21 protein-coding genes and 1 pseudogene are annotated in these 24847 nt (G+C 70.9%); 15 read left to right on the top strand and 7 right to left on the bottom strand.

Translation table 11 applies throughout. The features are described from left to right. Nucleotide 1: 1 nt before the first annotated feature. From D3A59_RS18480 to D3A59_RS18425, 12 genes are all read left to right on the top strand, one after another. Nucleotides 2-586, top strand: a complete 585-nt coding sequence (locus tag D3A59_RS18480; RefSeq protein WP_119156804.1) for a shikimate kinase — start codon at nt 2-4, stop codon at nt 584-586. A 25-nt stretch (nt 587-611) separates the two neighbouring features. Continuing rightward, nucleotides 612-1712: a 3-dehydroquinate synthase gene (aroB, locus tag D3A59_RS18475; RefSeq protein ID WP_119156830.1), complete on the top strand. Its 1101-nt coding sequence runs from the start codon at nt 612-614 to the stop codon at nt 1710-1712. A 5-nt stretch (nt 1713-1717) separates the two neighbouring features. Continuing rightward, nucleotides 1718-2827: a deoxyguanosinetriphosphate triphosphohydrolase gene (locus tag D3A59_RS18470; protein WP_119156803.1), complete on the top strand. Its 1110-nt coding sequence runs from the start codon at nt 1718-1720 to the stop codon at nt 2825-2827. A gap of 126 nt (nt 2828-2953) precedes the next feature. Beyond that, the gene (locus D3A59_RS18465; RefSeq protein ID WP_240636114.1) at nt 2954-3733 is read left to right on the top strand and encodes a transposase; all 780 of its coding nucleotides are present in this window, start codon (nt 2954-2956) and stop codon (nt 3731-3733) included. Nucleotides 3734-3827: 94 nt separating this feature from the next. Beyond that, nucleotides 3828-8582 carry a glutamate synthase-related protein gene (locus D3A59_RS18460; RefSeq protein ID WP_119156802.1) on the top strand — a complete coding sequence of 1585 codons (4755 nt, stop codon included), beginning with the start codon at nt 3828-3830 and terminating at the stop codon, nt 8580-8582. 117 nt (nt 8583-8699) lie between these two features. Continuing rightward, on the top strand, nt 8700-10166 hold the full coding sequence (locus tag D3A59_RS18455; protein ID WP_119156801.1) for a glutamate synthase subunit beta: 1467 nt from the start codon (nt 8700-8702) through the stop codon (nt 10164-10166). A 187-nt stretch (nt 10167-10353) separates the two neighbouring features. Continuing rightward, nucleotides 10354-11190 (top strand): ABC transporter ATP-binding protein, encoded by an 837-nt coding sequence (locus D3A59_RS18450; protein WP_119156800.1) that lies wholly within the window; start codon nt 10354-10356, stop codon nt 11188-11190. Beyond that, the gene (gene mlaE / locus D3A59_RS18445; protein WP_119156799.1) at nt 11187-11969 is read left to right on the top strand and encodes a lipid asymmetry maintenance ABC transporter permease subunit MlaE; all 783 of its coding nucleotides are present in this window, start codon (nt 11187-11189) and stop codon (nt 11967-11969) included. The genes D3A59_RS18450 and mlaE overlap by 4 nt, the downstream gene beginning before the upstream one ends. 54 nt (nt 11970-12023) lie before the next feature. Continuing rightward, the gene (mlaD, locus tag D3A59_RS18440) at nt 12024-12530 is read left to right on the top strand and encodes an outer membrane lipid asymmetry maintenance protein MlaD (RefSeq protein WP_119156798.1); all 507 of its coding nucleotides are present in this window, start codon (nt 12024-12026) and stop codon (nt 12528-12530) included. Then, a complete protein-coding gene (locus D3A59_RS18435; RefSeq protein ID WP_240636113.1) occupies nt 12527-13390 on the top strand; it encodes an MlaA family lipoprotein in 864 nt (287 codons plus the stop codon). Before mlaD ends, D3A59_RS18435 begins: the two co-directional genes overlap by 4 nt. Nucleotides 13391-13481: 91 nt before the next feature. Then, the gene (locus D3A59_RS18430; RefSeq protein WP_119156796.1) at nt 13482-14117 is read left to right on the top strand and encodes an MlaC/ttg2D family ABC transporter substrate-binding protein; all 636 of its coding nucleotides are present in this window, start codon (nt 13482-13484) and stop codon (nt 14115-14117) included. Between the two features lie 14 nt (nt 14118-14131). Further along, entirely contained in the window at nt 14132-14413 is a 282-nt protein-coding gene (locus D3A59_RS18425) for an STAS domain-containing protein (protein WP_119156795.1), read from the top strand. Between the two features lie 55 nt (nt 14414-14468). Here the strand turns inward: D3A59_RS18425 and D3A59_RS18420 are convergent, their stop codons facing one another. Both D3A59_RS18420 and zwf read right to left on the bottom strand, forming a co-directional pair. Beyond that, the gene (locus tag D3A59_RS18420) at nt 14469-15323 is read right to left on the bottom strand and encodes an SIS domain-containing protein (protein ID WP_119156829.1); all 855 of its coding nucleotides are present in this window, start codon (nt 15321-15323) and stop codon (nt 14469-14471) included. Nucleotides 15324-15427: 104 nt separating this feature from the next. Then, entirely contained in the window at nt 15428-16897 is a 1470-nt protein-coding gene (zwf, locus tag D3A59_RS18415) for a glucose-6-phosphate dehydrogenase (RefSeq protein WP_119156794.1), read from the bottom strand. Between the two features lie 310 nt (nt 16898-17207). On the opposite strand from zwf, the gene tal reads away from it, so the two are divergent. From tal to D3A59_RS18400, 3 genes are read left to right on the top strand one after another with little or no spacing between them, the layout of a single operon-like run. After that, a complete protein-coding gene (gene tal / locus D3A59_RS18410) occupies nt 17208-18167 on the top strand; it encodes a transaldolase (protein WP_119156793.1) in 960 nt (319 codons plus the stop codon). Beyond that, the gene (pgi, locus tag D3A59_RS18405) at nt 18167-19777 is read left to right on the top strand and encodes a glucose-6-phosphate isomerase (protein ID WP_119156792.1); all 1611 of its coding nucleotides are present in this window, start codon (nt 18167-18169) and stop codon (nt 19775-19777) included. Before tal ends, pgi begins: the two co-directional genes overlap by 1 nt. Before the next feature lie 11 nt (nt 19778-19788). Then, nucleotides 19789-20412 carry an HAD family hydrolase gene (locus D3A59_RS18400; protein ID WP_119156791.1) on the top strand — a complete coding sequence of 208 codons (624 nt, stop codon included), beginning with the start codon at nt 19789-19791 and terminating at the stop codon, nt 20410-20412. 20 nt (nt 20413-20432) lie between these two features. Here D3A59_RS18400 and D3A59_RS18395 read toward each other — a convergent pair whose 3' ends face one another. The 5 genes and pseudogenes from D3A59_RS18395 to D3A59_RS18375 form a co-directional block, all read right to left on the bottom strand. Beyond that, complete coding sequence (locus D3A59_RS18395; protein WP_119156790.1) at nt 20433-21398, bottom strand: GlxA family transcriptional regulator; 966 nt, start codon at nt 21396-21398, stop codon at nt 20433-20435. Continuing rightward, complete coding sequence (locus D3A59_RS18390; RefSeq protein WP_119156789.1) at nt 21395-22075, bottom strand: DJ-1/PfpI family protein; 681 nt, start codon at nt 22073-22075, stop codon at nt 21395-21397. Before D3A59_RS18390 ends, D3A59_RS18395 begins: the two co-directional genes overlap by 4 nt. 16 nt (nt 22076-22091) lie before the next feature. After that, nucleotides 22092-22649: a cysteine hydrolase family protein gene (locus tag D3A59_RS18385; RefSeq protein ID WP_119156788.1), complete on the bottom strand. Its 558-nt coding sequence runs from the start codon at nt 22647-22649 to the stop codon at nt 22092-22094. A gap of 149 nt (nt 22650-22798) precedes the next feature. Beyond that, nucleotides 22799-23995, bottom strand: coding sequence for a M20 aminoacylase family protein (locus tag D3A59_RS18380; RefSeq protein WP_119156787.1), 1197 nt, complete (start codon nt 23993-23995; stop codon nt 22799-22801). A gap of 88 nt (nt 23996-24083) precedes the next feature. After that, nucleotides 24084-24797 (bottom strand): annotated as a pseudogene (locus D3A59_RS18375) (ABC transporter substrate-binding protein); the annotation flags it as partial. Nucleotides 24798-24847: the final 50 nt, after the last annotated feature.

The raw sequence follows: 24847 nt of genomic DNA, 5'->3' as shown, positions 1-24847 counted from the left end.
ACTGACCGCACCTCTCTCCCTCATCGGCCTCCCCGGCGGTGGCAAGTCCACCGTCGGGCGGCAGTTGGCCCGGCGGCTCGGCTGGCCCTTCCTCGACTCGGACACGGTGATCGAGGAGCGGCTCGGCTGCTCGATCCGGGCCTACTTCGAGCGCGAGGGCGAGGTCGCCTTCCGGGATGTCGAGCAGGCGGTGATCGCGGAACTGGCTATGCGCGAGCGCATCGTGCTGGCCACCGGCGGCGGCGCCGTGCTGCGCGAGGCGAACCGCCAGGCGCTGCGCGAGCACACGACGGTGGTCTACCTGCGCTCCACGCCCGAGGACCTCTACCGCCGGCTGCGCCACGACACGCAGCGCCCGCTGCTGCAGGTGAAAGACCCGCTCGCGAAGCTGCGCGAGCTCTACGCGCAGCGCGACCCCCTCTACCGCGAGACCGCGCACTTCACCGTCGACACCGGCCGGCCCTCGGTGCAGACGCTGGTCAACATGATCGCCATGCAGCTCGAGCTCGGCGGCGTGCTCGACGGGCAGGGCGTCCCGCCTGCGCCGCCGGATGCGCCCGATCGCCCCGCCGGCGATCGAGACTGAGCCCGCCGCTACACTGCTCGTCATCATGAGCAGTGCACCTCGCCCCCTCCAGACTGTCGCCATCGATCTGGGCGACCGCAGCTACCCCATCCACATCGGCTCCGGCCTGCTGGCGCAGCCGGCGCTCCTCGATGCCCTGCCTGCGGCGCAGACCGCGCTGATCGTCACCAACACGACGGTCGCGCCGTTCTACGAGGCGCGGCTTGCCGAGACGTTGGGCGCGCGTTTCAAGCGCGTGCTGTCGGTGCGGCTGCCCGACGGCGAGGCGCACAAGGACTGGGCCTCGCTGAACCAGATTTTCGACGCGCTGCTCGGCCAGGGCTGCGACCGCAAGACAGTGCTGTTCGCGCTCGGCGGCGGCGTGGTCGGCGACATGACGGGCTTCGCGGCCGCTTGCTACATGCGCGGCGTGCCCTTCGTGCAGGTGCCGACCACGCTGCTCGCGCAGGTCGACTCGTCGGTCGGCGGCAAGACCGCGATCAACCACCCGCTCGGCAAGAACATGATCGGCGCCTTCTACCAGCCGCTGCTGGTGCTGGCCGACCTCGACACGCTCGACACGCTGCCCGAGCGCGAGTTGTCGGCGGGCCTCGCCGAGGTGATCAAGTACGGGCCGATCGCGGACGCTGGCTTCCTCGACTGGATCGAGGCCAACCTCGATGCGATGCGCGCGCGCGACAAGGCGGCGCTCGCGCACGCGGTGCAGCGCTCCTGCGAGATCAAGGCCTGGGTCGTGGGCCAGGACGAGAGGGAGAGCGGTCTGCGCGCGATCCTGAACTTCGGCCACACCTTCGGCCACGCGATCGAGGCCGGCCTCGGCTACGGCGAATGGCTGCACGGCGAGGCGGTCGGCTGCGGCATGGTGATGGCGAGCGAGCTGTCGGTGCGGCTCGGCTTGATGCCGGCGGACTTCGTCGAGCGCATGCGGCGCCTGGTCGAGCGCGCCGGCCTGCCGGTCGTTGGACCGGCGCTCGGCGTCGAGCGCTACATGGAGCTGATGCGCGTGGATAAGAAGTCCGAGGCGGGCGAGATCCGCTTCGTCGTCATCGAGGCGCTCGGTCGCGCCGGCGTGCGCGGCGCGCCCGACGCGCTGGTCGCCGGGGTGATCGGCGCGCACACCGCCTGAAGCCGATGCTGGCGCCCTACGCCTGCTGGCCGGAACGCTCGCGCGGGCGGCGCCACGCGGAGGCGCCGGCGCCGACGCGCAACGACTTCCAGCGCGACCGCGACCGCATCGTGCACAGCACGGCGTTCCGGCGCCTGGTCTACAAGACGCAGGTCTTCCTGAACCACGAGGGCGACCTGTTCCGCACGCGGCTGACGCATTCGCTGGAGGTCGCGCAGCTCGGCCGCTCGGTGGCGCGCTCGCTCGGGCTGCACGAGGACCTGGTCGAGGCGGTCGCGCTCGCGCACGACCTCGGCCACACCCCCTTCGGCCACGCCGGCCAGGACGAGCTCAACGCCTGCATGCGCGAGCACGGCGGCTTCGAGCACAACCTGCAGAGCTTGCGCGTGGTCGATGCGCTCGAGGAGCGCTACCCGGCCTTCGACGGGCTCAACCTCACCTTCGAGACGCGCGAGGGCATCCTGAAGCACTGCTCGCGCGCCAACGCGCAGCGGCTCGGCGAGCTCGGGCGGCGCTTCCTGGAGGGCACGCAGCCGGGCCTCGAGGCGCAGCTGTGCAACCTCGCCGACGAGATCGCCTACAACGCGCACGACATCGACGACGGCGTGCGCTCGGGGCTGCTCGCCTTCGAGCAGCTCGATGCCGTGCCGCTGTTCCGCGACTGCCGCGACGCCGCGCTGGCCGAGCATCCGCAACTGCAGGGCCGCCGGCTGCTGTTCGAGACGATCCGTCGCATGCTGACCGAGCAGGTCTACGACCTGATCAACGCGACCCGGGCGCGTCTGGCGCAGCATGGGCCGCAGAGCGAGGACGAGGTGCGCCGCGCGCCGCCGCTGGTGTGCTTCAGCGAGGCGATGAAGGCCGAGAGCACGGTGCTCAAGCGCTTCCTGTTCGCGAACCTGTACCGCCATCCGCAGGTGGTGGAGACCACCGGCAAGGCCCGGCAGGTGGTGCGGGAGCTCTTCGACGCCTACGTCGCGGCTCCCCAGGAGCTGCCGGCCGGCTACGCGCAGGCGCAGGACCGCATGCGCGCGGTGGCCGACTACATCGCCGGCATGACCGACCGCTTCGCCCTGCGCGAGCACGAGCGGCTGACCGGGCAGCGGGTGTTCTGAAGCGCAGCCGGGCGCACATGTCGTGGTAGCGGGAAGAGGTGGGCGCCCGCTCCGGTTGCCGTGGCGGATGCTGCCGGGCGCCTCGCCGCTGCTCTTAGAATGCGCGGCCCCAGCTCCGCTCCCGTCATGGCCCGCCTGCCCCGCCTCGTCCTGCCAGGCCTTCCCCACCTGCTGATCCAGCGCGGCCACAACCGCCAGCCGGTGTTCGTCGACGACACCGACCGCGAGGCCTATCTTGCCGCGCTGCGCGAGGCGGCGGCAAACCAGCGCGTCGCGGTCCATGCCTACGTGCTGCTGCCCGACGAGGTGATGCTGCTCGCGACGCCGCCGGACGCCGAGGCGCTGGGCCGCATGATGCAGGCGCTCGGCCGGCGCTACGTCGCTGCCTTCAACGCCCGGCACGGGCGCAGCGGCACGCTGTGGGAGGGGCGCTACCGCGCCGCCGTGCTGGAGCCGACGCGCTACTTTCTGCCCTGCTGCTGCTACATCGAGCAGAGCCCGGTGCGCGCCGGGCTGTGCGAGCGGGCTGAGGACTGGCGCTGGTCGAGCCATGCGCACCACCGGGGTGCCCGCAACGACCCGCTCGTGTCGGGGCATGCGCTGTACTGGGCGCTCGGTAACACGCCCTTCGAGCGCGAGGCCGCCTACCGGCGCTTGTTCGAAACGCTGCCGAGCGCGGCGGACCTGCGGGCGCTGAGCGAATCGGCGCTGCGCGGCTGGCCACTCGGCTCGCCGGCCTTCCTGCAGCAACTGCAGCGGGCCGGCCATGCCGCAGCCCCGAAACCGCCAGGCCGGCCCCGCAAGACGCCTGAGTCCGTCGCAGTGAAAGGGGGCGTGGCAATGCCCGCTGTCGGGGCGAAAATCACTCTGTCCCCAAAAAAATCGCACAATCCTGGTGCTGCTTGAGTAATTTGACTCTGACCCCGATTTATTCGGCTTGAAGGGAAAACCCCCTTGCTTTACGCTTGCGCCCCTCCCTAACGTTGAACAGGAGTGCGCCATGAGCAAGGCCACCACCGGGGCAACCCAGCCCGCAGAAATCGCAGCACTGGCCTCGCACGGCCTGTACAACCCGGCGAACGAGAAAGACGCCTGCGGCGTCGGTTTCGTGGCGCACATCAAGGGCCAGAAGGCGCACTCGATCGTCGAGCAGGGCCTGAAGATCCTCGAGAACCTCGACCACCGCGGCGCGGTCGGTGCCGACCCGCTGATGGGCGACGGCGCCGGCATCCTGATCCAGATCCCCGACGAGTTCTACCGCGCCGAGATGGCCGCGCAGGGCGTCGAGCTGCCGCCGCCCGGCGAGTACGGCGTCGGCATGGTCTTCCTGCCGAAGGAGCACGCCTCGCGCCTCGCCTGCGAGAACGAACTCGAGCGCGCGATCAAGGCCGAGGGCCAGGTGCTGCTCGGCTGGCGCGACGTGCCGGTCGACCGCGAGATGCCGATGAGCCCGACGGTGCGGGAGAAGGAGCCGGTGATCCGCCAGGTCTTCATCGGCCGGGGCCCGGACATCATCGTCCCCGACGCGCTCGAGCGTAAGCTCTACGTGATCCGCAAGACCGCGTCCAGCGCGATCCAGAAGCTGCAGCTCACCCACAGCCGCGAGTACTACGTGCCCAGCATGAGCTGCCGCACGATCATCTACAAGGGCCTGCTGCTCGCCGATCAGGTCGGCAAGTACTACCTCGACCTGCAGGATGCTCGCACGGTCTCGGCGCTGGCGCTCGTGCACCAGCGCTTCTCGACCAACACCTTCCCCGAGTGGCCGCTCGCCCACCCCTACCGCATGGTGGCGCACAACGGCGAGATCAACACCGTTAAGGGCAACTTCAACTGGATGCGCGCTCGCGAGGGCGTGATGAAGTCGCCCGTGCTCGGTGACGACCTGCAGAAGCTCTACCCGATCAGCTTCGAGGGCCAGTCCGACACCGCGACCTTCGACAACGCGCTCGAGTTGCTGACGATGGCCGGCTACCCGCTTGCGCACGCGGCGATGATGATGATCCCGGAGGCCTGGGAGCAGCACACGCTGATGGACGAGCGCCGCCGCGCGTTCTACGAGTACCACGCTGCGATGGTCGAGCCCTGGGACGGCCCGGCCGCGATGGTCTTCACCGACGGCCGCCAGATCGGCGCGACGCTCGACCGCAACGGCCTGCGCCCGGCGCGCTACATCGTCACCGACGACGACCTCGTCGTGATGGCCTCCGAGTCCGGCGTGCTGCCGATGATCCCGGAGACCAAGATCGTCAAGAAGTGGCGCCTGCAGCCGGGCAAGATGTTCCTGATCGACTTCGAGCAGGGCCGCATCGTCGACGACGAGGAACTGAAGAACCAGTTCGCGTCCGCCAAGCCCTACCGCCAATGGATCGAGAACGTGCGCGTGCGCCTCGACGGGATCGAGGCCCAGGCCGCGCCGGTGCAGTTCGGCGAGTCGCTGCTCGACCGCCAGCAGGCCTTCGGCTACACGCAGGAGGACCTGAAGTTCCTGCTCGCGCCGATGGCGACCTCCGGCGAGGAGGGTATCGGCTCGATGGGCAACGACAGCCCGCTGGCCGTGCTGTCCGACAAGAACAAGCCGCTGTACAGCTACTTCAAGCAGCTGTTCGCGCAGGTCACGAACCCGCCGATCGACCCGATCCGCGAGGCGATCGTGATGTCGCTGGTGTCCTTCATCGGCCCGAAGCCGAACCTGCTCGACATCAACGCCGTCAACCCGCCGATGCGTCTCGAGGTGGCCCAGCCGGTGCTGGACTTCGACGACATGGCGCGCCTGCGCTCGATCGAGAAGCACACCGGCGGCAAGTTCAAGAGCTACGAGCTCGACATCACCTACCCGTTCGCCTGGGGCCGAGAGGGCGTCGAGGCCAAGCTCGCGTCGCTGTGCGCTGAGGCGGTCGATGCCATCAAGGGTGGCAACAACATCCTGATCATCACCGACCGCCGCATGGACCGCGGCCACGTGGCGATCCCGGCGCTGCTCGCGCTGTCCGCGATCCACCAGCACCTGGTGCGCGAGGGCCTGCGCACGACCGCGGGCCTCGTGGTCGAGACCGGCTCCGCCCGCGAGGTGCACCACTTCGCGGTGCTCGCCGGCTACGGCGCCGAGGCCGTGCACCCCTACCTCGCGCTGGAAACCCTGGTCGCGACGCACAAGGACCTGCCGGGCAACCTCTCGGCTGAGAAGGCGGTCTACAACTACATCAAGGCGATCGGCAAGGGTCTCTCGAAGATCATGTCGAAGATGGGCGTGTCGACCTACATGTCGTACTGCGGCGCGCAACTGTTCGAGGCCATCGGCTTGAACCGCGAGCTGGTCGACAAGTACTTCCGCGGCACCGCCAGCCAGGTCGCCGGCATCGGCGTGTTCGAGGTCGCCGAGGAAGCGCTGCGCATGCACATCGCCGCCTTCGGCGAGGACCCGACGCTCAAGAACATGCTCGACAGCGGCGGCGAGTACGCCTGGCGCGTGCGCGGCGAGGAGCACATGTGGACGCCCGACGCGATCGCCAAGCTCCAGCACAGCACCCGGGCCGGCAAGTTCGAGACCTACAAGGAATACGCGCAGATCATCAACGACCAGTCGCGCCGTCACATGACGCTGCGCGGCCTGTTCGAGTTCAAGGTCGATCCGAGCAAGGCGATTCCCGTGGACGAGGTCGAGCCCGCGGCCGAGATCGTCAAGCGCTTCGCCACCGGCGCGATGTCGCTCGGCTCGATCAGCACGGAAGCGCACTCGACGCTGGCGATCGCGATGAACCGCATCGGCGGCAAGTCCAACACCGGCGAGGGCGGCGAGGACCCGGCGCGCTACCGCAATGAACTGAAGGGCATCAAGATCACCACCGGCACCAAGGTGTCGGACGTGGTCGGCCCCCAGGTGATCGAGGCCGACTACGAGATGCAGGACGGCGACTCGCTGCGCTCGAAGATCAAGCAGGTCGCGTCGGGCCGCTTCGGCGTCACGACCGAGTACCTGGTCTCCGCGGACCAGATCCAGATCAAGATGGCCCAGGGCGCCAAGCCCGGCGAGGGCGGCCAGCTGCCCGGCGGCAAGGTCTCCGACTACATCGGCTTCCTGCGCCACTCGGTGCCGGGCGTGGGCCTGATCTCGCCGCCGCCGCACCACGACATCTACTCGATCGAGGACCTGGCGCAGCTCATCCACGACCTGAAGAACGTCAACCCGCGCTCGGACATCTCGGTGAAGCTGGTGTCCGAGGTCGGCGTCGGCACGATCGCGGCAGGTGTCGCGAAGGCCAAGGCCGACCACCTGGTGATCGCCGGTCACGACGGCGGCACGGGCGCCTCGCCCTGGTCGTCGATCAAGCATGCCGGCACCCCGTGGGAGCTGGGCCTGGCCGAGACGCAGCAGACGCTGGTGCTCAACCGCCTGCGCAACCGCATCCGCGTGCAGGCCGACGGCCAGATGAAGACCGGCCGCGACGTGGTGGTCGGCGCGCTGCTCGGCGCCGAGGAGTTCGGCTTCGCCACCGCGCCGCTGGTGGTCGAGGGCTGCATCATGATGCGCAAGTGCCACCTCAACACCTGCCCGGTGGGCGTGGCCACGCAGGATCCGGATCTGCGCCGGAAGTTCTCGGGCAAGCCCGAGCACGTGGTGAACTACTTCTTCTTCGTTGCCGAGGAAGCGCGCCAGATCATGGCGCAGCTCGGCATCCGCACCTTCGACGAGCTGATCGGCCGCTCCGACCTGCTCGACACGAAGAAGGGCGTGGAGCACTGGAAGGCGCGCGGCCTGGACTTCAGCCGCGTGTTCTACCAGCCGGCCGTCGCGGCCGACGTGCCGCGCCTGCAGGTCGAGACGCAGGACCACGGCCTCGATCGCGCGCTCGACGTGCGCCTGATCGAGAAGTCGAGGGCGGCGCTCGAGCGCGGCGAGAAGGTGCAGTTCATGGAGACCGCGCGCAACGTCAACCGCACCGTCGGCGCGATGCTGTCGGGCGAGCTGGTCAAGCGCCATCCCGAGGGGCTGCCGGACGACACGATCCGCATCCAGATGGAGGGCACCGGCGGCCAGAGCTTCGGTGCCTTCCTGGCGCGCGGCATCACGATGTACCTGATCGGCGACGCCAACGACTACACCGGCAAGGGCCTGTCGGGTGGCCGCGTGGTGGTGCGCCCGAGCATCGAGTTCCGCGGTGATTCGACCAAGAACATCATCGTCGGCAACACCGTGCTCTACGGCGCGACCGAGGGCGAGGCCTTCTTCCGCGGCGTGGCGGGCGAGCGCTTCGCGGTGCGCCTGTCGGGCGCGACCACCGTCGTCGAGGGCACGGGCGACCACGGCTGCGAGTACATGACCGGCGGCACCGTGGTCGTGCTCGGCAAGACCGGCCGCAACTTCGCGGCGGGCATGTCGGGCGGCGTGGCCTATGTCTACGACGAGGACGGCAAGTTCGCCTCGCGCTGCAACACCGCGATGGTCTCGCTCGACAAGGTGCTTGGCACCACCGAGCAGCAGGCGACGGTCGATCCGGCGATCTGGCACAAGGGCCAGACCGACGAGGCGCTGCTGAAGAAGCTCGTCGAGGACCACCACCGCTGGACCGGCTCGCTGCGCGCCCGCGAGATCCTCGAGAACTGGAACGAGGCCCGCGCCAAGTTCGTGAAGGTGTTCCCGAGCGAGTACAAGCGCGCGCTGGGCGAGATCCACGCCCGCAAGCAGGCCGACGCGACCATCGCGAAGGCACGCGGCGACGAGAAGAAGGGCAGCAAGGCCGTCCCGGCCAAGTGATGTAGAGAACGACGAGTGGGCGCGGTCGGCTCCAGGAGCCGGCCGCGCCCAGGCCCCCGGGGCGCGCGAGGCGCGCGTTCCCGGGCGGCTCTCCGACATGGAATCTGGAGCACAACAATGGGTAAGGTCACCGGCTTCATGGAATACGAGCGCGTGGAAGAGGCTTATGAAGCCCCCTCGCAGCGCCTGAAGCACTACAAGGAATTCGTCGCGGTGCTGCAGGAGCCGCAGGCCAACGTGCAGGCCGCGCGCTGCATGGACTGCGGCATCCCGTTCTGCAACAACGGCTGCCCGGTCAACAACATCATTCCGGACTTCAACGACCTGGTGTACCGCAACGACTGGGCCAACGCGTCCGCGGTGCTGCACCAGACCAACAACTTCCCCGAGTTCACCGGCCGCATCTGCCCGGCGCCCTGCGAGGCGGCGTGCACGCTGAACGTGAACGAGGAGCCGGTGGGCATCAAGTCGATCGAGCGCGCCATCGCCGACCGCGCTTGGGCCGAGGGCTGGCTCGCGCCGCAGCCGCCGAAGCGCAAGACCGGCAAGAAGGTCGCGATCGTCGGCTCCGGCCCCGCCGGCATGGCCGCGGCGCAGCAGCTCGCGCGCGTCGGCCACGACGTCACGGTGTTCGAGAAGAACGACCGCGTCGGTGGCCTGCTGCGCTACGGCATCCCCGACTTCAAGATGGAGAAGGGCCTGATCGACCGCCGCGTCGAGCAGATGCGGGCCGAGGGCGTGACCTTCCGCACCGGCGTGATGGTGGGCGAGCTGCCCGCCGGCTCGCGCGTGGCGAACTGGTCCATCGAGACAATCAGCCCGGCGCAGCTGCAGCAGGACTTCGATGCCGTGCTGCTGGCCGGTGGCGCCGAGCAGCCGCGCGACCTGCCGGCCCCGGGACGTGAGCTGGACGGCATCCACTTCGCGATGGAGTTCCTCGCGCCGCAGAACAAGGTCAACGCCGGCGACAAGCTCGACGGCCGCCTGATGGCCACCGGCAAGCACGTCATCGTCATCGGCGGCGGCGACACCGGCAGTGACTGCGTCGGCACGTCGAACCGCCACGGCGCGGCCAGTGTCATCCAGTTCGAGCTGATGCCGATGCCCCCGGAGCACGAGAACAAGGCGCTGACCTGGCCGTACTGGCCGTACAAGCTGCGCACCTCCTCGAGCCACGAGGAGGGCTGCGATCGCGAGTTCGCGATCTCGACCAAGGAGTTCATCGGCGAGAACGGCAAGGTCACCGCGATCAAGACCGTGCGCATCGAGCTCAAGGACGGCAAGATGGTCGAGGTGCCGGGCTCCGAGCAGATCCTCAAGGCCGACCTCGTGCTGCTGGCGATGGGCTTCGTGAGCCCCGTGGCCACCATCCTCGACGGCTTCGGCGTCGAGCGGGAGGCCCGCGGCAACGCGCGCGCCTCCACCGACTTCATCGGCGGCTACGCGACGAGCGCCGCGAAGGTGTTCGCCGCCGGCGACATGCGCCGTGGCCAGTCGCTGGTGGTGTGGGCGATCCGCGAGGGCCGCCAGGCCGCGCGCGCGATCGACGAGTTCCTGATGGGCGCGAGCGACCTGCCGCGCTGAAGCCCGCGAGCCGTCGCGGGGCGGGACGCCGCCCCCGTCGGTCCTGCCAAGCCGCCTCCGGGCGGCTTTTTTCATCGGGCCGTCACGTGGGGGAACTGCAACGGTCCTGACTTCATGAGCCCGTGTTTTCCCCTATCATCCAGTCGCCGGTGTCTTGACGACGCCGGCTTTTTGTTCTGCGCCCCCGATGAATTTGTCCGCACCCGCCCTCGCTCCGCTGCCCAGGAACCCGCCGCTCGTCGAGTTGCGCGGCGTGCGCTTCGGCTATGGGGAGCGCGTGGTGCTCGACGACATCTCGCTGGTCGTGCCGCGCGGCAAGGTGGTGGCGCTGATGGGCACCTCGGGCGGCGGCAAGACCACCGTGCTGCGGCTGCTCAGCGGCCAGGTGCGGCCGCAGGCCGGCGAGGTGCGCTTCGACGGGCAGGACATCGCGAAGATGGACCAGGCGCAGCTCTACGCGATCCGCCGCCGCATGGGCATGCTGTTCCAGTTCGGCGCGCTCTTCACCGACCTGTCGGTGTTCGAGAACGTGGCCTTTCCGCTGCGCGAGCACACCGACCTGCCCGAGGCGCTGATCCGCGACCTGGTGCTGATGAAGCTCAACGCGGTGGGGCTGCGCGGCGCGCGCGACCTGATGCCGAGCGAGGTCTCGGGCGGCATGGCGCGGCGCGTGGCGCTGGCGCGCGCGATCGCGCTCGACCCGGAGCTGGTGCTGTACGACGAGCCCTTCGCCGGACTCGACCCGATCTCGATGGGCATCGCCGCGCGGCTGATCCGCGAGCTCAACGACACGCTGGGCCTGACCAGCATCGTCGTGTCGCACGACGTCGACGAGACCTTCCTGATCGCCGACCACGTGGTCTTCCTCGCCAACGGCCGCATCGCCGCGCAGGGCACGCCGGCCGAGATGCGCGCCACCGACGACCCGCTGGTGCGCCAGTTCGTCGACGCGCAGGCCGACGGCCCGGTGCGTTTCCATTACCCCGCGGCCGACGTCGCGAACGACTTCCGGGTGGCGCGATGAACCGGCTCCATCCGGCGAACCTCGGCTTCGCGGTGCGCCAGAAGCTGCACGACATCGGCTATGCCGCGCGGCTGCTGCTGCGGCTGGTGCTGCTCGGCGGGCGCAGCTTCGGGCGGCCGCGGCTGGTCGTCGACCAGCTGCACTTCCTCGGCAACCACTCGATGGCGATCATCGTCGTCTCGGGCCTGTTCATCGGCTTCGTGCTCGCGCTGCAGGGCTACTACATCCTGCAGCGCTACGGCTCGGCCGAGTCGCTCGGGCTGATGGTGGCGCTCTCTCTCGTGCGCGAGCTCGGGCCCGTGGTCGCGGCGCTGCTCTTCGCCGGGCGCGCCGGCACCTCGCTTACCGCCGAGATCGGCCTGATGAAGGCCGGCGAGCAGCTCGCGGCGATGGAGATGATGGCGGTCGACCCGGTGCAGCGCGTGCTCGCGCCGCGCTTCTGGGGCGGCGTGATCGCGATGCCCCTGCTGGCGGCGATCTTCAGCGCGGTCGGCATCCTGGGCGGCTGGGTGGTGGGCGTGCCGCTGCTCGGCGTCGACGCGGGTGCGTTCTGGTCGCAGATGCAGGGCGGCGTCGACGTGTTCCGCGACGTCGGCAACGGCCTGCTCAAGAGCCTGGTGTTCGGCGTCACGGTCACCTTCGTCGCGCTGCTGCAGGGCTACGAGAGCCGCCCGACGCCCGAGGGCGTGTCGCGCGCGACCACGCGCACCGTGGTGGTGGCGTCGCTGGCGGTGCTGGGGCTCGACTTCGTGCTCACGGCGCTGATGTTTTCGATTTGATGAAGTCGGGGCAGGGCGGGCATGCGAGCACGCACGGCCCCGAGGGAGAAGACGGTGCAGAAGTCACGTCATGATGTGTGGGTGGGGCTGTTCGTGCTGATCGGCGCGGCGGCCATCCTGTTCCTGGCCCTGAAGGCCGGCAACCTGCTGAACCTGTCCCTCTCGGAGGGCTACGAGGTCGAGACGCGCTTCGACAACATCGGCGGCCTGAAGCCGCGTGCGCCGGTCAAGAGCGCCGGGGTCGTGGTCGGCCGTGTCGCGTCGATCGGCTTCGACGACAAGACCTTCCAGGCACGCGTCGTGCTGGAGCTGGACAAGCGCTTCGCCTTCCCGAAGGACAGCTCGGCCAAGATCCTCACCTCCGGCCTGCTGGGCGAGCAGTACATCGGACTGGAGCCGGGCGCCGAGGAGGAGAACCTCGCCGCCGGCGACGTGATCCGCCAGACCCAGTCCGCCGTGGTGCTCGAGAACCTGATCGGACAGTTCCTCTACAGCAAGGCGGCCGATGGCGCTGCGGCGCCGGCACCCGCGCCGGCCGCCGGTACGGGAGCGAAGCGATGAAGCCAGACCTGCGATTGCGCTGGATGCGAACGGCCGCGGTCGCGGCGGTGTGCCTGTCGCTGTTCGGTTGCGCCACCGTCGACGCGCGCGATCCGCGCGACCCGCTGGAGTCCTGGAACCGCTCGGTGTTCCGCTTCAACGAGGCCGCGGACCGCGCCGTGCTCCAGCCCGCCGCCAACGTCTACCAGGACGTGGTGCCAAGCTTGGTGCGCCAGGGCGTCACGAACGTGTACGCGAACTTCTCCGACGCCTGGTCGGCGGTCAACAGCCTGCTGCAGCTCAAGCCCACCGCGACGGTGCACAACACGATGCGCGTGGCGGTGAACACCGTCTTCGGCATCGGCGGGCTGCTCGACTGGGCCAGCGCGATGGGCATCGAGGCGCAGCCGGAGGACCTCGGGCAGACGCTCGGCCGCTGGGGCGTGCCCTCGGGGCCCTATCTCGTGCTGCCGATCCTCGGCGCCTCGACGCTGCGCGACGCGTCGGCGCTGCCGCTGGACCTGCAGGCCACGCCGAACCTGGTGGTCAACGAGGTGGCCGCCCGCAACTCGCTGACCGGGCTGCAGCTGGTGCACACCCGGGCGCGGCTGCTCGGCGCGAGCGGCGTGGTGGAGGACGTCGCGATCGACAAGTACCTGTTCGTGCGCGATGCCTACCTGCAGCGCCGCCGCTCGCTGGTCCACGACGGCAACCCGCCGGAGGCCGAGAAGGAGGTGCGCTGGGACCTGGACGAGGAGGAAACCTCGCTCGCGTCTTCGCCCGAGTCCGCGTCGGCCGCCGACGCCGACGCCTCTGCCGCCGCACCGGGCCCGACGGCCGCCGGTCCCGAGGGGCGCGCCGCGCCGGATCCGAAGCCCTGACCGGGGCGCGGCCGGGTCGCCTCGGGGGCGAACCATCGGCCGCCCCGGGAGTCTCAATGCCGGGCCCGAGTGCCCGTCACGAAAGGATGTCATGTCATTGTTGAACCGCCGCCTCTTCGTCGCCGTCTCGATCGGCGCCGCCGCGCTGCTGGCCGCGCCGGCCTGGGCGCAGACCGCGCCCAGGGCGCCCGATGCGCTGATCCGCGACATCTCCACCGAGGTGATCGAGGCCGTCAAGGCCGACAAGGCCATCCAGGCCGGCGACACGCAGCGCATCATCGCGCTGGTCGACAGCAAGATCCTGCCGCACGTGAACTTCCGCCGCATGACCGCCTCGTCGGTCGGCCGCTACTGGCGCCAGGCGACGCCCGAGCAGCAGAAGCGCCTGCAGGACGAGTTCAAGACGCTGCTGGTGCGCACCTACGCCGGCGCGCTCACGCAGGTGAAGGACCAGTCGGTGCAGCTCAAGCCGATGCGCTCCGCCCCCGATGACAAGGAAGTCATCGTGCGCACCGAGGTGCGCGGCGGCGGCGAGCCGATCCAGCTCGACTACCGGCTCGAGTCCACGCCCGCCGGCTGGAAGATCTACGACGTCAACGTGCTCGGCGTGTGGCTGGTCGAGAACTACCGCAGCAGCTTCGCGCAGGAGATCAGCCAGGGCGGCATCGACGGCCTGATCGCGCGCCTGGCCGAGCGCAACAAGGCGGCCGCCGGCGGCAAGGGCTGAGCGGAGTCCGGGACGTGCTGCTGCTGCCCGACACGCTGACCGTCCGCGAGGCCACGGCCACGCTGCGCATGCTGCGCCAGAGCCTGCGCGCGCAGTCCGGCGAGCTGCTGCTGATCGACGCCTCGGGCCTCAAGCGCTTCGACTCGTCGGCGCTCGCGGTGCTGCTCGAGTGCGAGCGGCTCGCGGTGGCCTGGGGCAAGCGCTTCGAGGTGCGCCACCTGCCGCCGCGGCTCGCGGCGCTGGCCGAGGTCTACGGCGTCGCCGGCATCATCCCGGTGGCCGCCGCCGGGGCCTGAGGCCGCTCGCCTTCTCCGGCCCGCCGACGCCGCCTGCGGGCGGCGTTCTTCTTCTTCATTCCGCCGGCGCATGGCGCTTCACGCGCAGGTTGTGCTTCATCTCCTGCAGCATCGGCCGCAACGACTCGCCGAGCCGCAGCGCGACACCCGTGTTCAGGATGTCGATGATCGTCAGGTGCAGCAGCCGCGACACCATCGGCGTGTAGCGGTCGTGGTCCTCGGGATGGTTGGCCGCCAGCAGCAGCTGCGCCTGCTGCGCCAGCGGCGAGCCGCTCGCGGTGATCGCGATCGTCGCCGCGCCCTTGCCCTGCGCGATGCGGGCCGCGTCGAGCAGGTCCTGGCTGCTGCCGGAGTTGGAGATCAGCACCACGCAGTCGCCCGGCTGCAGCATCGTCGCCGCCATCACCTGCACATGGCCGTCGCAGCAGGCCACTGCGTTCATGCCGAGGCGGAAGAACTTGTGCTGCGCGTCCTGCGCGACGATGCCCGAGTTGCCGACGCCGTAGAAGCCGATGCGGCGCCCGCTGCGCGCCGCCTGCGCGAGCAGCTCTATCGCGCGCTCGTAGGCCGTGCCCGGCGCCTCGTTGCGTAGCCGCAGCATCGCCGCCACCGCATTGTCGATCACCTTGACGATCAGCTCGGGCGCGCGGTCGTCCGCGTCGACCGCGCGGTGCACGAAGGGCACGCCCTCGTTGACGCTGCCGGCGAGCTTGCGCTTGAAGTCCGCCAGCCCGTCGTAGCCGACGCTGCGGCAGAAGCGCACCACGGTCGGCTTGCTGACCTGCGCGCGCGCGGCGAGCTGGCCGACGGCCGAGCGGGCGAAGGCGGCCGGCTCCTCGAGCACCAGCTGCGCGACGCGCTGCTCGGCCGGCGACAGCGCGGCGAGCGAGGCGCGGATGCGCTCGAGCATCGCGACGCTCGGCTCGGGCAGGCGCGGCGCCGCGCCCTCCTGTTCCTGGCCTTCGGGCGCCGAAGGCTCGGCGGGGGCCGAGCGGGCGTCGTGCTCCGCGAGCCTCACTGCTCCTCGCTCCATGCGTTGCCGTCGCGCGCGACCAGCGCGCTCGCGGCGGCCGGCCCCCAGCTGCCGGCGGCATAGGTGCGCGGTCCGGCGTTGTCGCGCGCCCAGGTGTCGAGGATCGGCTCCACCCAGCGCCAGGCCTGCTCCTGCTCGTCCGAGCGCACGAACAGGTTCAGCCGCCCGGCGATCGCGTCGAGCAGCAGCCGCTCGTAGGCGCCGACGCGCTCGGTCGGGAAGGCACGGTCGAAGTCGAGGTCGAGAGAGACGGGGGCGAGGTGCTCGTGCTGGCCGCTGCCCTTGGCGGCGAGCAGGTGCAGCTCCAGCCCGTCCTCGGGCTGCAGCTTGATCACGAGCTTGTTCGCGGTGTGCATGCCGGGGAAGATGCAGTGCGGCACCGGCCGGAAGTTCACGACGATCTGCGCGTCGCGCGCCGCGAGCCGCTTGCCGGTGCGCAGGTAGAAGGGCACGCCGGCCCAGCGCCAGTTCTGCACCTCGGTGCGCAGCGCGACGAAGGTCTCGCAGCGGCTGCCCGGCGGCACCTTCGCCTCCTCGAGGTAGCCCGGCACCGGCTGGCCGCCCACGGTGCCGGCGCGGTACTGGCCGCGCACCACGTCGCGCGCCACCGACTCGGGCGTGAAGGGTTTCAGCGAGCGCAGCACCTTGAGCTTCTCGTCGCGGATCGCGTCGGCGTCGTGGCTCGACGGCGGCTCCATCGCGATCATCGTCAGCAGCTGCAGCGCATGGTTCTGGACCATGTCGCGCAAGGCGCCTGTGCGGTCGTAGAAGTCGCCGCGCGTGCCCACGCCCAGGCTCTCGGCCAGCGTGATCTGGATGTTGGCGATGCTCTCGCGCCGCCACAGCGGCTCGAACAGGGCGTTGCCGAAGCGCAGCGCCGACAGGTTCTGCACCGAGGGCTTGCCGAGGTAGTGGTCGATGCGCAGCGCCTGGTTCTCGGCGAACACCGAGCGCACCACGCGGTTGATCTCCTGCGCGCTCTTCAGGTCGTGGCCGAGGGGCTTTTCCAGCACCACGCGCACGCGCTCGTCGTTGAGCCCGGCGGCGCCGAGCTGCTCGCAGATCACCGGGAAGAGGTGCGGGCTGGTGGCGAGGTACATCACCACCGTGTCGGCCGGACGGCCGCCGTCCCGGTGCGCCAGCCAGTCCTTGAGCCGCAGGTAGTGCTCCGGCTGCGACAGGTCCATGCGCCGGTAGAAGATCAGCCGCGCGAAGCGCTCGAACTCCTCCTCGCTCGGCCGCTTGGACGCGTCGACCGAGCGCAGCTTCTCGTGCAGCCAGGCGCGGTACTGCTCGTCGCTCTGATCGTCGCGGGCGACGGCGAGGATGCGCGCCTCGCCCTGCTCGGCCCCGGGCAGCTTGCCGTGCCGGAAGGCCTGGAACAGCGCCGGCATCAGCTTGCGCCAGGTGAGGTCGCCGGTGCCGCCGAAGAAAACGAGGTCGAAGGACATGGTGGGAATGCAGTGCGCGAAAGGGCCTGTCGCGCGGAAGGCGCGGCCGGTCGGATCCTCCGGCAAGGCTCGGACCCGCGTTGTAACGCGGTTACGACCGATGATGCCCGCGCCGGCGGAGAGCGTCAATTTTGCAGGAGCCTGCCGGTGTCCCCGCGTGCATCGCGAGGCGAGACCTGCAGGTAACCTCGTTACTTGCTCCGCGTGCCCGAGCTTGCGGCAGCCTGCGTGCGCTGCCCGGCACGGCTCATGCCCGCAAGGCATGACAATCGGGCGCATCTTGTCCCTTGTGCCAGCAGGACCCGCATCCATGACGACGACCCTCGACGCCCTCAAGCAACACACCATCGTGGTGGCCGACACCGGCAACTTCATGCAGCTCGCCGCCTTCTCGCCGCGCGACGCCACCACCAATCCCTCGCTGATCCTCAAGGCGGTGCAGCAGCCCGACTACGCGCCGCTGCTGGCCGAGGCGGTGGCCACGAACCCCGGCAAGCCGCTCGACGAGCTGGTCGACCAGGTGCTGGTGCGCTTCGGCCTGGAGATCCTGAAGGTGGTGCCGGGGCGCGTGTCGACCGAGGTCGACGCGCGGCTGAGCTTCGACACGGCGGCGACCGTCGCGCGCGCGCGCCGCATCATCGACCTCTACGAGCTCGCCGGCGTGCCGCGCGAGCGGGTGCTGGTCAAGATCGCCGCCACCTGGGAAGGCATCCAGGCCGCGCGCGAGCTCGAGCGCGACGGCATCCACTGCAACCTGACGCTGCTGTTCGCGTTCTGCCAGGCGGTGGCCTGCGGCGCCGCCGGCGTGAAGCTGATCTCGCCCTTCGTCGGCCGTATCTACGACTGGTACAAGAAGTCCGCCAGCGCGAAGTGGGACGAGGCAGCCAACGCCGGCGCCAACGACCCCGGCGTGAAATCCGTGACGCAGATCTACAACTACTACAAGCACTTCGGCATCGGGACCGAGGTGATGGGCGCGAGCTTCCGCAACACCGGCCAGATCCTGGCGCTCGCCGGCTGCGACCTGCTGACGATCAGCCCCGAGCTGCTCAGCGAGCTGCAGGCCTCCACCGCCCCGGTCGAGCGCCGGCTCGACCCGGCCGCAGCGCGCTCGGCAGCGGTGGAGGAGGTGCGCTACGACGAGGCCTCGTTCCGCTTCGCGCTCAACGAGGACGCGATGGCCACCGAGAAGCTCGCCGAGGGCATCCGCGCCTTCGCTGCCGACGCGATCAAGCTCGACCGCCTGATCGAAGCGCAGGGAGCGAAGTGATGGAGGCGGCCGCACCGCGCTGCGACCGCACCCTCGCCTGGACCGCGCTGCGGGGCCACTGGCAGGCGCACGGCCGCGACTTCGACCTGCGCGAGGCCTTCGCGCGCGACCCCGGCCGCTTCGAGGCCTTCTCCTTCGCCGCGCCGGAGCTGTTCGCCGACCTGTCGAAGAACCTGATCGACCAGGCCGGGCTGCGCCTGCTGCTCGAGCTCGCGCGCGAGTGCCGGCTCGAGGCGCGGCGCGACGCGATGCTCGCCGGCGAGCCCGTCAACGCCACCGAGGGCCGTGCGGTGCTGCACACCGCGCTGCGCGCCCCGCGCGGGCAGGGCCCGTTCAGCGAGGACGTGCACCGCGTGCTCGACGCGATGCTCGCCTACGCCGAGCAGGTGCGCGACACCGCCGCGAGCGGCATCCGCCATGTCGTCAACATCGGCATCGGCGGCTCGGACCTCGGGCCGCAGATGGTGGTGCCGGCGCTCGACGCCTTCGTGCACCCGGGCATCACGCTGCACTTCGTCTCCAACGTCGACGGCCACGACATCGCGCCGCTGCTGCGCCGCCTGAAGCCGGAGGAGACGCTCTTCATCGTCGCGTCCAAGACCTTCACGACGCAGGAGACGATGGCCAACGCGCAGGTCGCGCGCGAGTGGTTCCTCGCCCAGGGCGGCAGCGACATCGCGAAGCACTTCGTCGCGACGACGACCAATGTCGAGGCGGCGGCGGCCTTCGGCATCGACACCACCTTCGGCTTCTGGGACTGGGTGGGCGGGCGCTACTCGCTGTGGAGCGCGATCGGGCTGCCGATCGCGATCGCCATCGGCAGCGAGCATTTCCGCGCGCTGCTGGCCGGCGCGCACGCGATGGACCGGCATTTCGCCACCGAGCCGCTCGAGCGCAACCTGCCGGTGCTGCTCGGCCTGCTCGACGTCTGGTACCGCAACTTCTTCGGCTGCGCGAGCCGCAGCGTCGCGCCCTACCACCAGGGATTGAAACGGCTGCCGGCCTACCTGCAGCAGCTCGAGATGGAATCGAACGGCAAGCGCGTCGACCTCGACGGCGAGCCGCTGCCCTACGGCACCAGCCCCGTGGTCTGGGGCGAGCCCGGCACCAACGGCCAGCACGCCTACTTCCAGATGCTGCACCAGGGCAGCGACCTGATCCCGGTCGAGTTCATCGCGGTGCGCCGCCCGACGCACCGGCACCCGGACCTGCACGTGAAGCTGCTCGCGAACTGCCTCGCGCAGAGCCAGGCGCTGATGCTCGGCAAGAGCACCCAGGAGGCGCTCCACGAGAAGGCGCCGACCGCGGCGCAGGACATCGACCCGCTCACGCTCGCGCGCCACCGCACCTTCCCCGGCAACCGCCCGAGCACGACGCTGCTGCTGGAGCAGCTCACCCCCGCCTCGCTCGGCGCGCTCGTCGCGCTCTACGAGCACCGCGTCTTCACCAGCGGCGCGCTGTGGGGCATCAACAGCTTCGACCAGTGGGGCGTGGAGCTCGGCAAGGCGCTGTGCAACGCGCTGCTGCCGCGCTTCGCCAGCGGCGACACCGCCGGGCTCGACCCTTCCACCGCCGCGCTGCTGCGACGCCTGACGGGGACGGGCTCGTGAGGACGGCGCCGATGAACCTGGTGTTCGACTTCGGCGGCGTGCTCTTCACCTGGCAGCCGGCGCGGCTGCTGCGCGAGTGGCTGCCGCACCGCGCGGTATGCGACGAGAGCGCGGCGCGGCTCGTCGCCGAGATCTTCCAGGGCTGCGTGCCCGGCAGCGACTGGGCCAGCTTCGACCGCGGCGAGCACGAGGCCGAGGCGCTGGTCGAGCGCATCGCGCGGCGCACCGGCCACCCGGCCGACGAGGTGCGTCGCATCGTGGACGCGGTGCCCTCGCACCTGACGGTGCAGCGCGACACGGTGGCGCTGATGGCCGAGCTGAAGGAGCGCGGCCACCGGCTGTTCTACCTGTCCAACATGCCCGCGCCCTACGCCGACCACCTGGAGGCGGCGCACGACTTCCTCGACTGGTTCGAGGCCGGCGTGTTCTCGGCGCGGGTGGGCCTGATCAAGCCCGAGCCGGCGATCTTCCGCCATGCCGAGCGGGTGTTCGGCGTGCCGGGCGAGCGCTGCGTCTTCATCGACGACGTGGCGCACAACGTCGAGGCGGCGCGCGCCTGCGGCTGGCAGGCGCTGCAGTTCACCGGCGCGGCGCCCTGCCGCGAGGCGCTGGTCGCGCTCGGCGCGCTGGACTGAGGGCGGGGGCCGGGCCTCGTTCAGGCCGGCGTCGCCCGCTGCAGCGCGCGGCGCAGCTGCTGCTCGGAGCTGAAGCCGGCGAGTTTCGCCGCCCGGGCGCGGCTCGCGCCGTGCTCGAGCGCCTGCCGTGCCATCGTGCGGCGCAGTTCCTCGACGTAGTCGCGCGGCGTGACGCCGGCATGCTCGCGGAACAGCCGCGTCAGGTGGCGCGGCGTCACGTGCGCGAGCTCGGCCATGCGCGCGAGCGGCCAGTCCTGCGCCGGCGCGGCGCTCACCGCGTCCTGCACGCGGTGCAGCGCCGGGTGCAGGTGGCGCCGCCAGGCGAGCATCGGCGACAGCTCCGGGTCCTGCGGGCCGCGGCGCACGAACACCACCATCGTCTGCGCGACGGCGGCGGCGAGCGACGCGCCGCAGTGCTCGCCGATCAGGTGCAGCGCGAGGTCGATCCCGGCGGTGATGCCGGCGCTCGTCGCGAGCGGCCCGTCGAGCACGAACACCCGGTTGGCCACCACCTCGGCCTGCGGCGCCATGGCCCTGAGCGCATCGAGCATCTCGTGGTGCGTCGTCGCGCGCCGCCGGCCCACCAGCCCCGCGTCGGCCGCGAGCAGCGCGCCGGTGCACACCGTCAGCAGTCGGTGCCCGCCGGGCGCGCCGTGCAGCAGCGCGGGTGCGAGCCGGCGCGACAGCCAGTCGCGCGTGTCGATCCAGGCCGGCCCGCGCTGCACGACGCTCTGCGCCTCGCCGGGGCGGCCCAGCAGGAACACCCAGCTCGGCGCGTCGAGCGTTGCGGGCAGCGGCTCGAGCCCGGCGAGCTGCAGCCCGACCGAGGAACTGGCGCCCGCGTCGGGCCCCAGGTAGCGCAGCCGGAACGCCGGCGGCTGTCCGCGCCGCGCGAGCTGCTGGTTCGCGAGCCGGAAGGCCTCGGCCGGACCGGCGAGGTCCAGCAGCAGCGTGTCGGGCAGCACGAGGAAGAGCAGGTCGATCATCGCGGCAGGTGGCGGGGCGTGACGGGAAGCGCCAAGTGTGCCGTGTCCGGAGCCCCGACGCGCGTGCCGCCGAGCGTCACGCCGCGTTCCAGCCAGTCGACGTCCATCTGGCGTGCGGTGCGCAGCGCCAGCCCGCGGCCGGCAAGCCGCTCGACCAGGTGCAGGCTCATGTCGATCCCGGCCGAGATGCCGGCCGAGCTCACGACGCGGCCGGCATCGACCCAGCGCGGCCCGTCGAGCACCTCCAGGCCCGGGCGCAGCGCGCGCAGGTCCTCGACGTCCTCCCAGTGCGTCGTCGCCGGCAGGCCGTCCAGCAGCCCGGCGGCGGCGAGCAGGAAGGAGCCGGTGCAGACCGAGGCCAGCAGCCGGCAGGACGGCGCCTGGTGCCGCAGCCAGTCGAGCGTCTGCGGGCGCCGCAGCTCGGCGTCGACGACGCCGCCGGGCACGACCAGCAGGTCCACCGGTGGGTGCGAGGCGAAGCCGTGGTCCGCCTGCACCGTCAGCCCGGCGCGCGCGCGGCGCGGGCCCGGCTCGGCGGCGACCGTGAACACCTCGAACGGCGCCGCCGCGCCGCCGCGCCGCGCCAGGCGGCTGGCGGTGGTGAACACCTCGTAGGGCCCCGCGAAGTCGAGCACCTCGACCTCGTCGAACAGCAGGATCGCGACCTTCAGCGACATGCCGGGTCCCTTTCGTTCAGGCGGCGCGCTCGAGCGCCTGACCGACGCTGCAGATCGTCGCGAAGCGGCCGGCTAGCACGGTCTCGGTGCGCTCCGCGATCGCCGCCGCGTCCAGCAGCCCGCCGCGCGGCGTGCGCATGTCGAAGGTCAGCGTCGCCTCGGTGACGTAGTCGACCTCCCAGCCCTCGTCGCTCGCGTGGCGCGTGGTGGTCTCGCAGCATTGCTCGGTACGGATGCCCGAGACGATCAGGCGCCGGATGCCCCGCTGGTGCAGCCAGACCGGCAGTCCGGTGCCGACCAGCGCGCTGTGGCGGTGCTTCGTGAACTCCGCAGCGGGCGCGATCCCGGGCAGGCCCTCGATCGGCCGGATCAGCCCGCTCGACGGTGCGAAGGGATTGTCCGGCCGGTCCTCGCCGTCGGCATGGAGGATGCGCACCACCGGGATGCCGCGCGCGGCGGCGCCGTCGAGCAGCGCGGCGGTGCGGGCGAACCAGGGAGCGGCGTGGGATTCGCTCCAGTAGGGGCGGTGGCGGAAGGATTCCTGCGCGTCGATCAGCAAGAGGGCGGTCTGCATCGCGATTCCTCGGGCGGTGTGGAAGAGGACCTCATCGTCGCCCGCAGCGGCGCCCGCCGCCCGTCGCGAACGGACCGCTCGGCATCGAAAAAGGACATCGCGTGCCCTCGGCGGCTCGCACTCGGGGGCCGCCGGAAAGGGCGGAGGGCTCAGGCCCGCGGTGTTGCCAGCCAGCGCTCGGCCAGCCGCACCCACAGCGTCGCGCCGAGCGGGATCAGCTCGTCGTTGAAGTCGTAGCTCGGGTTGTGCAGCATGCAGGGCCCGAGCCCGTGGCCGCCCTCGCGGTGCGCGCCGTCGCCGTTGCCGATCAGGAAGTAGCAGCCGGGCTTCTCGAGCAGGAAGTAGCTGAAGTCCTCCGCGCCCATCGTCGGCTCGGCGGCGAGCACGTTCTCGGGCCCCACCACCTCGGCCGCGACGCGGCGCACGAAGGCGGTCTCGGCCGGGTGGTTGATCGTCGGCGGGTAGCTGCGCACGAACTCGAACTCGCAACTCGCGCCGAAGGCGGCGCTGGTGTGCTCGGCGATCTCGCGCATGCGCCGCTCGATCAGGTCGAGCAGCTCGACCGTGAAGGTGCGCACCGTGCCCTGGATCTCGCAGCTCTCGGGCACGACGTTGGTGGCCTCGCCGGCGTGGATCATCGTCACCGAGATCACGCCGGCCTCGATCGGGCGCTTGTTGCGCGTGATGACGGTCTGGAAGGCCTGCACTATCTGGCAGGCCACCGGCACCGGGTCGATGCCGTTGTGCGGCAGCGCGGCATGCGAACCCCTGCCGCGGATGACGATGCGGAACTCGTTGCTCGACGCGAAGCAGGGGCCGTCGGTGATGCCGAACTGGCCGGCCTGCATGCCGGGCCAGTTGTGCATGCCGAACATCGCCTCGATCGGGAACTGCTCGAACAGCCCGTCGCGCATCATCTCGAGCGCGCCGCCGCCGCCTTCCTCGGCCGGCTGGAAGACGAAGTACACGGTGCCGTCGAAGTGGCGCTGCTGCGCCAGGTGCTTGGCCGCGGCCAGCAGCATCGCGGTGTGGCCGTCGTGGCCGCAGGCGTGCATCTTGCCGGGGTGGCGGCTCGCGTGCGGGAACTGGTTGCGCTCGGTGACGGGCAGCGCATCCATGTCCGCGCGCAGGCCGATCGTGCGTTCGCTGCTGCCGTTGCGCAGGATGCCGACCACCCCGGTCCTGCCGAAGCCGCGCCGCACCTCGATGCCCCAGTCGGCGAGCAGCCGCGCCACGAGGTCCGCGGTGCGCACCTCCTCGAAGGAGAGCTCGGGGTGGGCGTGGAGGTCGCGGCGGATGGCGGTGAGCGCCGCGCTGTCGGCAAGGATGGATTCGATCAGACGCATGGCAGGGGGGCTCCCGGGGAATTTTGAGTTTATCCCCCGGGGCGGCGGCGCGCCAAATCCCTCCCCCCGGCCTGTGCGGGGCCGGGTCTCAGCGCCGCACGCGGCCGTCCTCGCCCAGCATCGACATCTCGACGAAGCGCGAGGCGACGTGGTTGCCCGGGCTGAAGCCGACATGGAAGCCGCCGAGCGACAGGTTGTCGATCGACTCCAGCCCGGCGATCAGCCCGTCGCGACTGAGCCGCGGCGCACGGCGCAGGCCCTCGGCGAAGACCTTCGCGGCGATGTAGCCCTCGATGCTGGTGTAGTCGGGCTGCAGCTCGCCGCCGGCGCGCTTGAGCGCGTCGAGGTACTCGCGCGCGATCGGGCTGGTGCCGCCGTAAGGGTAGGGCATCACCTGGCTGACCATCACGCCGCGCGCGTCGCGGCCGAGCTCGCTGGCGAGCGCCTGCGTGCCGACGAAGGACACGTTGTAGAACAGGCCGCCGTAGCCGGCCTTGCGCGCCTCGCGGATGAAGGCGGCGCAGGACTTGTAGGCGCTGACCTGCACCACGGCTTCCGGTGCGGCCGCCCCGATCGCGCGGACCGCGGCGGCCACGTCGGTCGAGTTGCGCTCGACGGTGCCGACCGCCACCGGGGCGAGGTTCGCGCCCTTGAGTGCGCGCGTCACGCCCTCGAGGCCGGCCGCGCCGTAGCTGTCGTTCTGGTGGAAGACGGCGATCTTCTTCACGCCGGTCGACACGAGCTGCTTGACGATGCGCGCGGTCTCGTCGAAGTAGGAGGCGCGCACGTGGAAGAGATACCGTTGGCGAAATCAAGCTGGCGTGGGAGCCAGCTTGGCGAAGCGGGAGACAC

It is taken from the genome of Caldimonas tepidiphila (assembly GCF_003569765.1).
GTDB lineage: Bacteria > Pseudomonadota > Gammaproteobacteria > Burkholderiales > Burkholderiaceae_C > Caldimonas > Caldimonas tepidiphila.
The sequence above is the reverse complement of the archived record's forward strand: the minus strand, read 5'-3'. Positions and strand labels throughout refer to the sequence as shown.

Bases quoted from the DNA above. Each gene is read 5' to 3' on its own strand.
- zwf (WP_119156794.1), bottom strand. From the start codon at position 16,897: ATGTCCTTCGACCTCGTTTTCTTCGGCGGCACCGGCGACCTCACCTGG.
- D3A59_RS18420 (WP_119156829.1), bottom strand. From the start codon at position 15,323: ATGCTCGAGCGCATCCGCGCCTCGCTCGCCGCGCTGTCGCCGGCCGAG.
- pgi (WP_119156792.1), top strand. From the start codon at position 18,167: ATGGAGGCGGCCGCACCGCGCTGCGACCGCACCCTCGCCTGGACCGCG.
- D3A59_RS18465 (WP_240636114.1), top strand. From the start codon at position 2,954: ATGGCCCGCCTGCCCCGCCTCGTCCTGCCAGGCCTTCCCCACCTGCTG.
- D3A59_RS18470 (WP_119156803.1), top strand. From the start codon at position 1,718: ATGCTGGCGCCCTACGCCTGCTGGCCGGAACGCTCGCGCGGGCGGCGC.
- D3A59_RS18460 (WP_119156802.1), top strand. From the start codon at position 3,828: ATGAGCAAGGCCACCACCGGGGCAACCCAGCCCGCAGAAATCGCAGCA.
- D3A59_RS18450 (WP_119156800.1), top strand. From the start codon at position 10,354: ATGAATTTGTCCGCACCCGCCCTCGCTCCGCTGCCCAGGAACCCGCCG.
- D3A59_RS18385 (WP_119156788.1), bottom strand. From the start codon at position 22,649: ATGCAGACCGCCCTCTTGCTGATCGACGCGCAGGAATCCTTCCGCCAC.
- D3A59_RS18390 (WP_119156789.1), bottom strand. From the start codon at position 22,075: ATGTCGCTGAAGGTCGCGATCCTGCTGTTCGACGAGGTCGAGGTGCTC.
- D3A59_RS18455 (WP_119156801.1), top strand. From the start codon at position 8,700: ATGGGTAAGGTCACCGGCTTCATGGAATACGAGCGCGTGGAAGAGGCT.
- D3A59_RS18430 (WP_119156796.1), top strand. From the start codon at position 13,482: ATGTCATTGTTGAACCGCCGCCTCTTCGTCGCCGTCTCGATCGGCGCC.
- aroB (WP_119156830.1), top strand. From the start codon at position 612: ATGAGCAGTGCACCTCGCCCCCTCCAGACTGTCGCCATCGATCTGGGC.
- D3A59_RS18400 (WP_119156791.1), top strand. From the start codon at position 19,789: ATGAACCTGGTGTTCGACTTCGGCGGCGTGCTCTTCACCTGGCAGCCG.
- tal (WP_119156793.1), top strand. From the start codon at position 17,208: ATGACGACGACCCTCGACGCCCTCAAGCAACACACCATCGTGGTGGCC.
- D3A59_RS18435 (WP_240636113.1), top strand. From the start codon at position 12,527: ATGAAGCCAGACCTGCGATTGCGCTGGATGCGAACGGCCGCGGTCGCG.
- D3A59_RS18395 (WP_119156790.1), bottom strand. From the start codon at position 21,398: ATGATCGACCTGCTCTTCCTCGTGCTGCCCGACACGCTGCTGCTGGAC.
- mlaE (WP_119156799.1), top strand. From the start codon at position 11,187: ATGAACCGGCTCCATCCGGCGAACCTCGGCTTCGCGGTGCGCCAGAAG.
- D3A59_RS18380 (WP_119156787.1), bottom strand. From the start codon at position 23,995: ATGCGTCTGATCGAATCCATCCTTGCCGACAGCGCGGCGCTCACCGCC.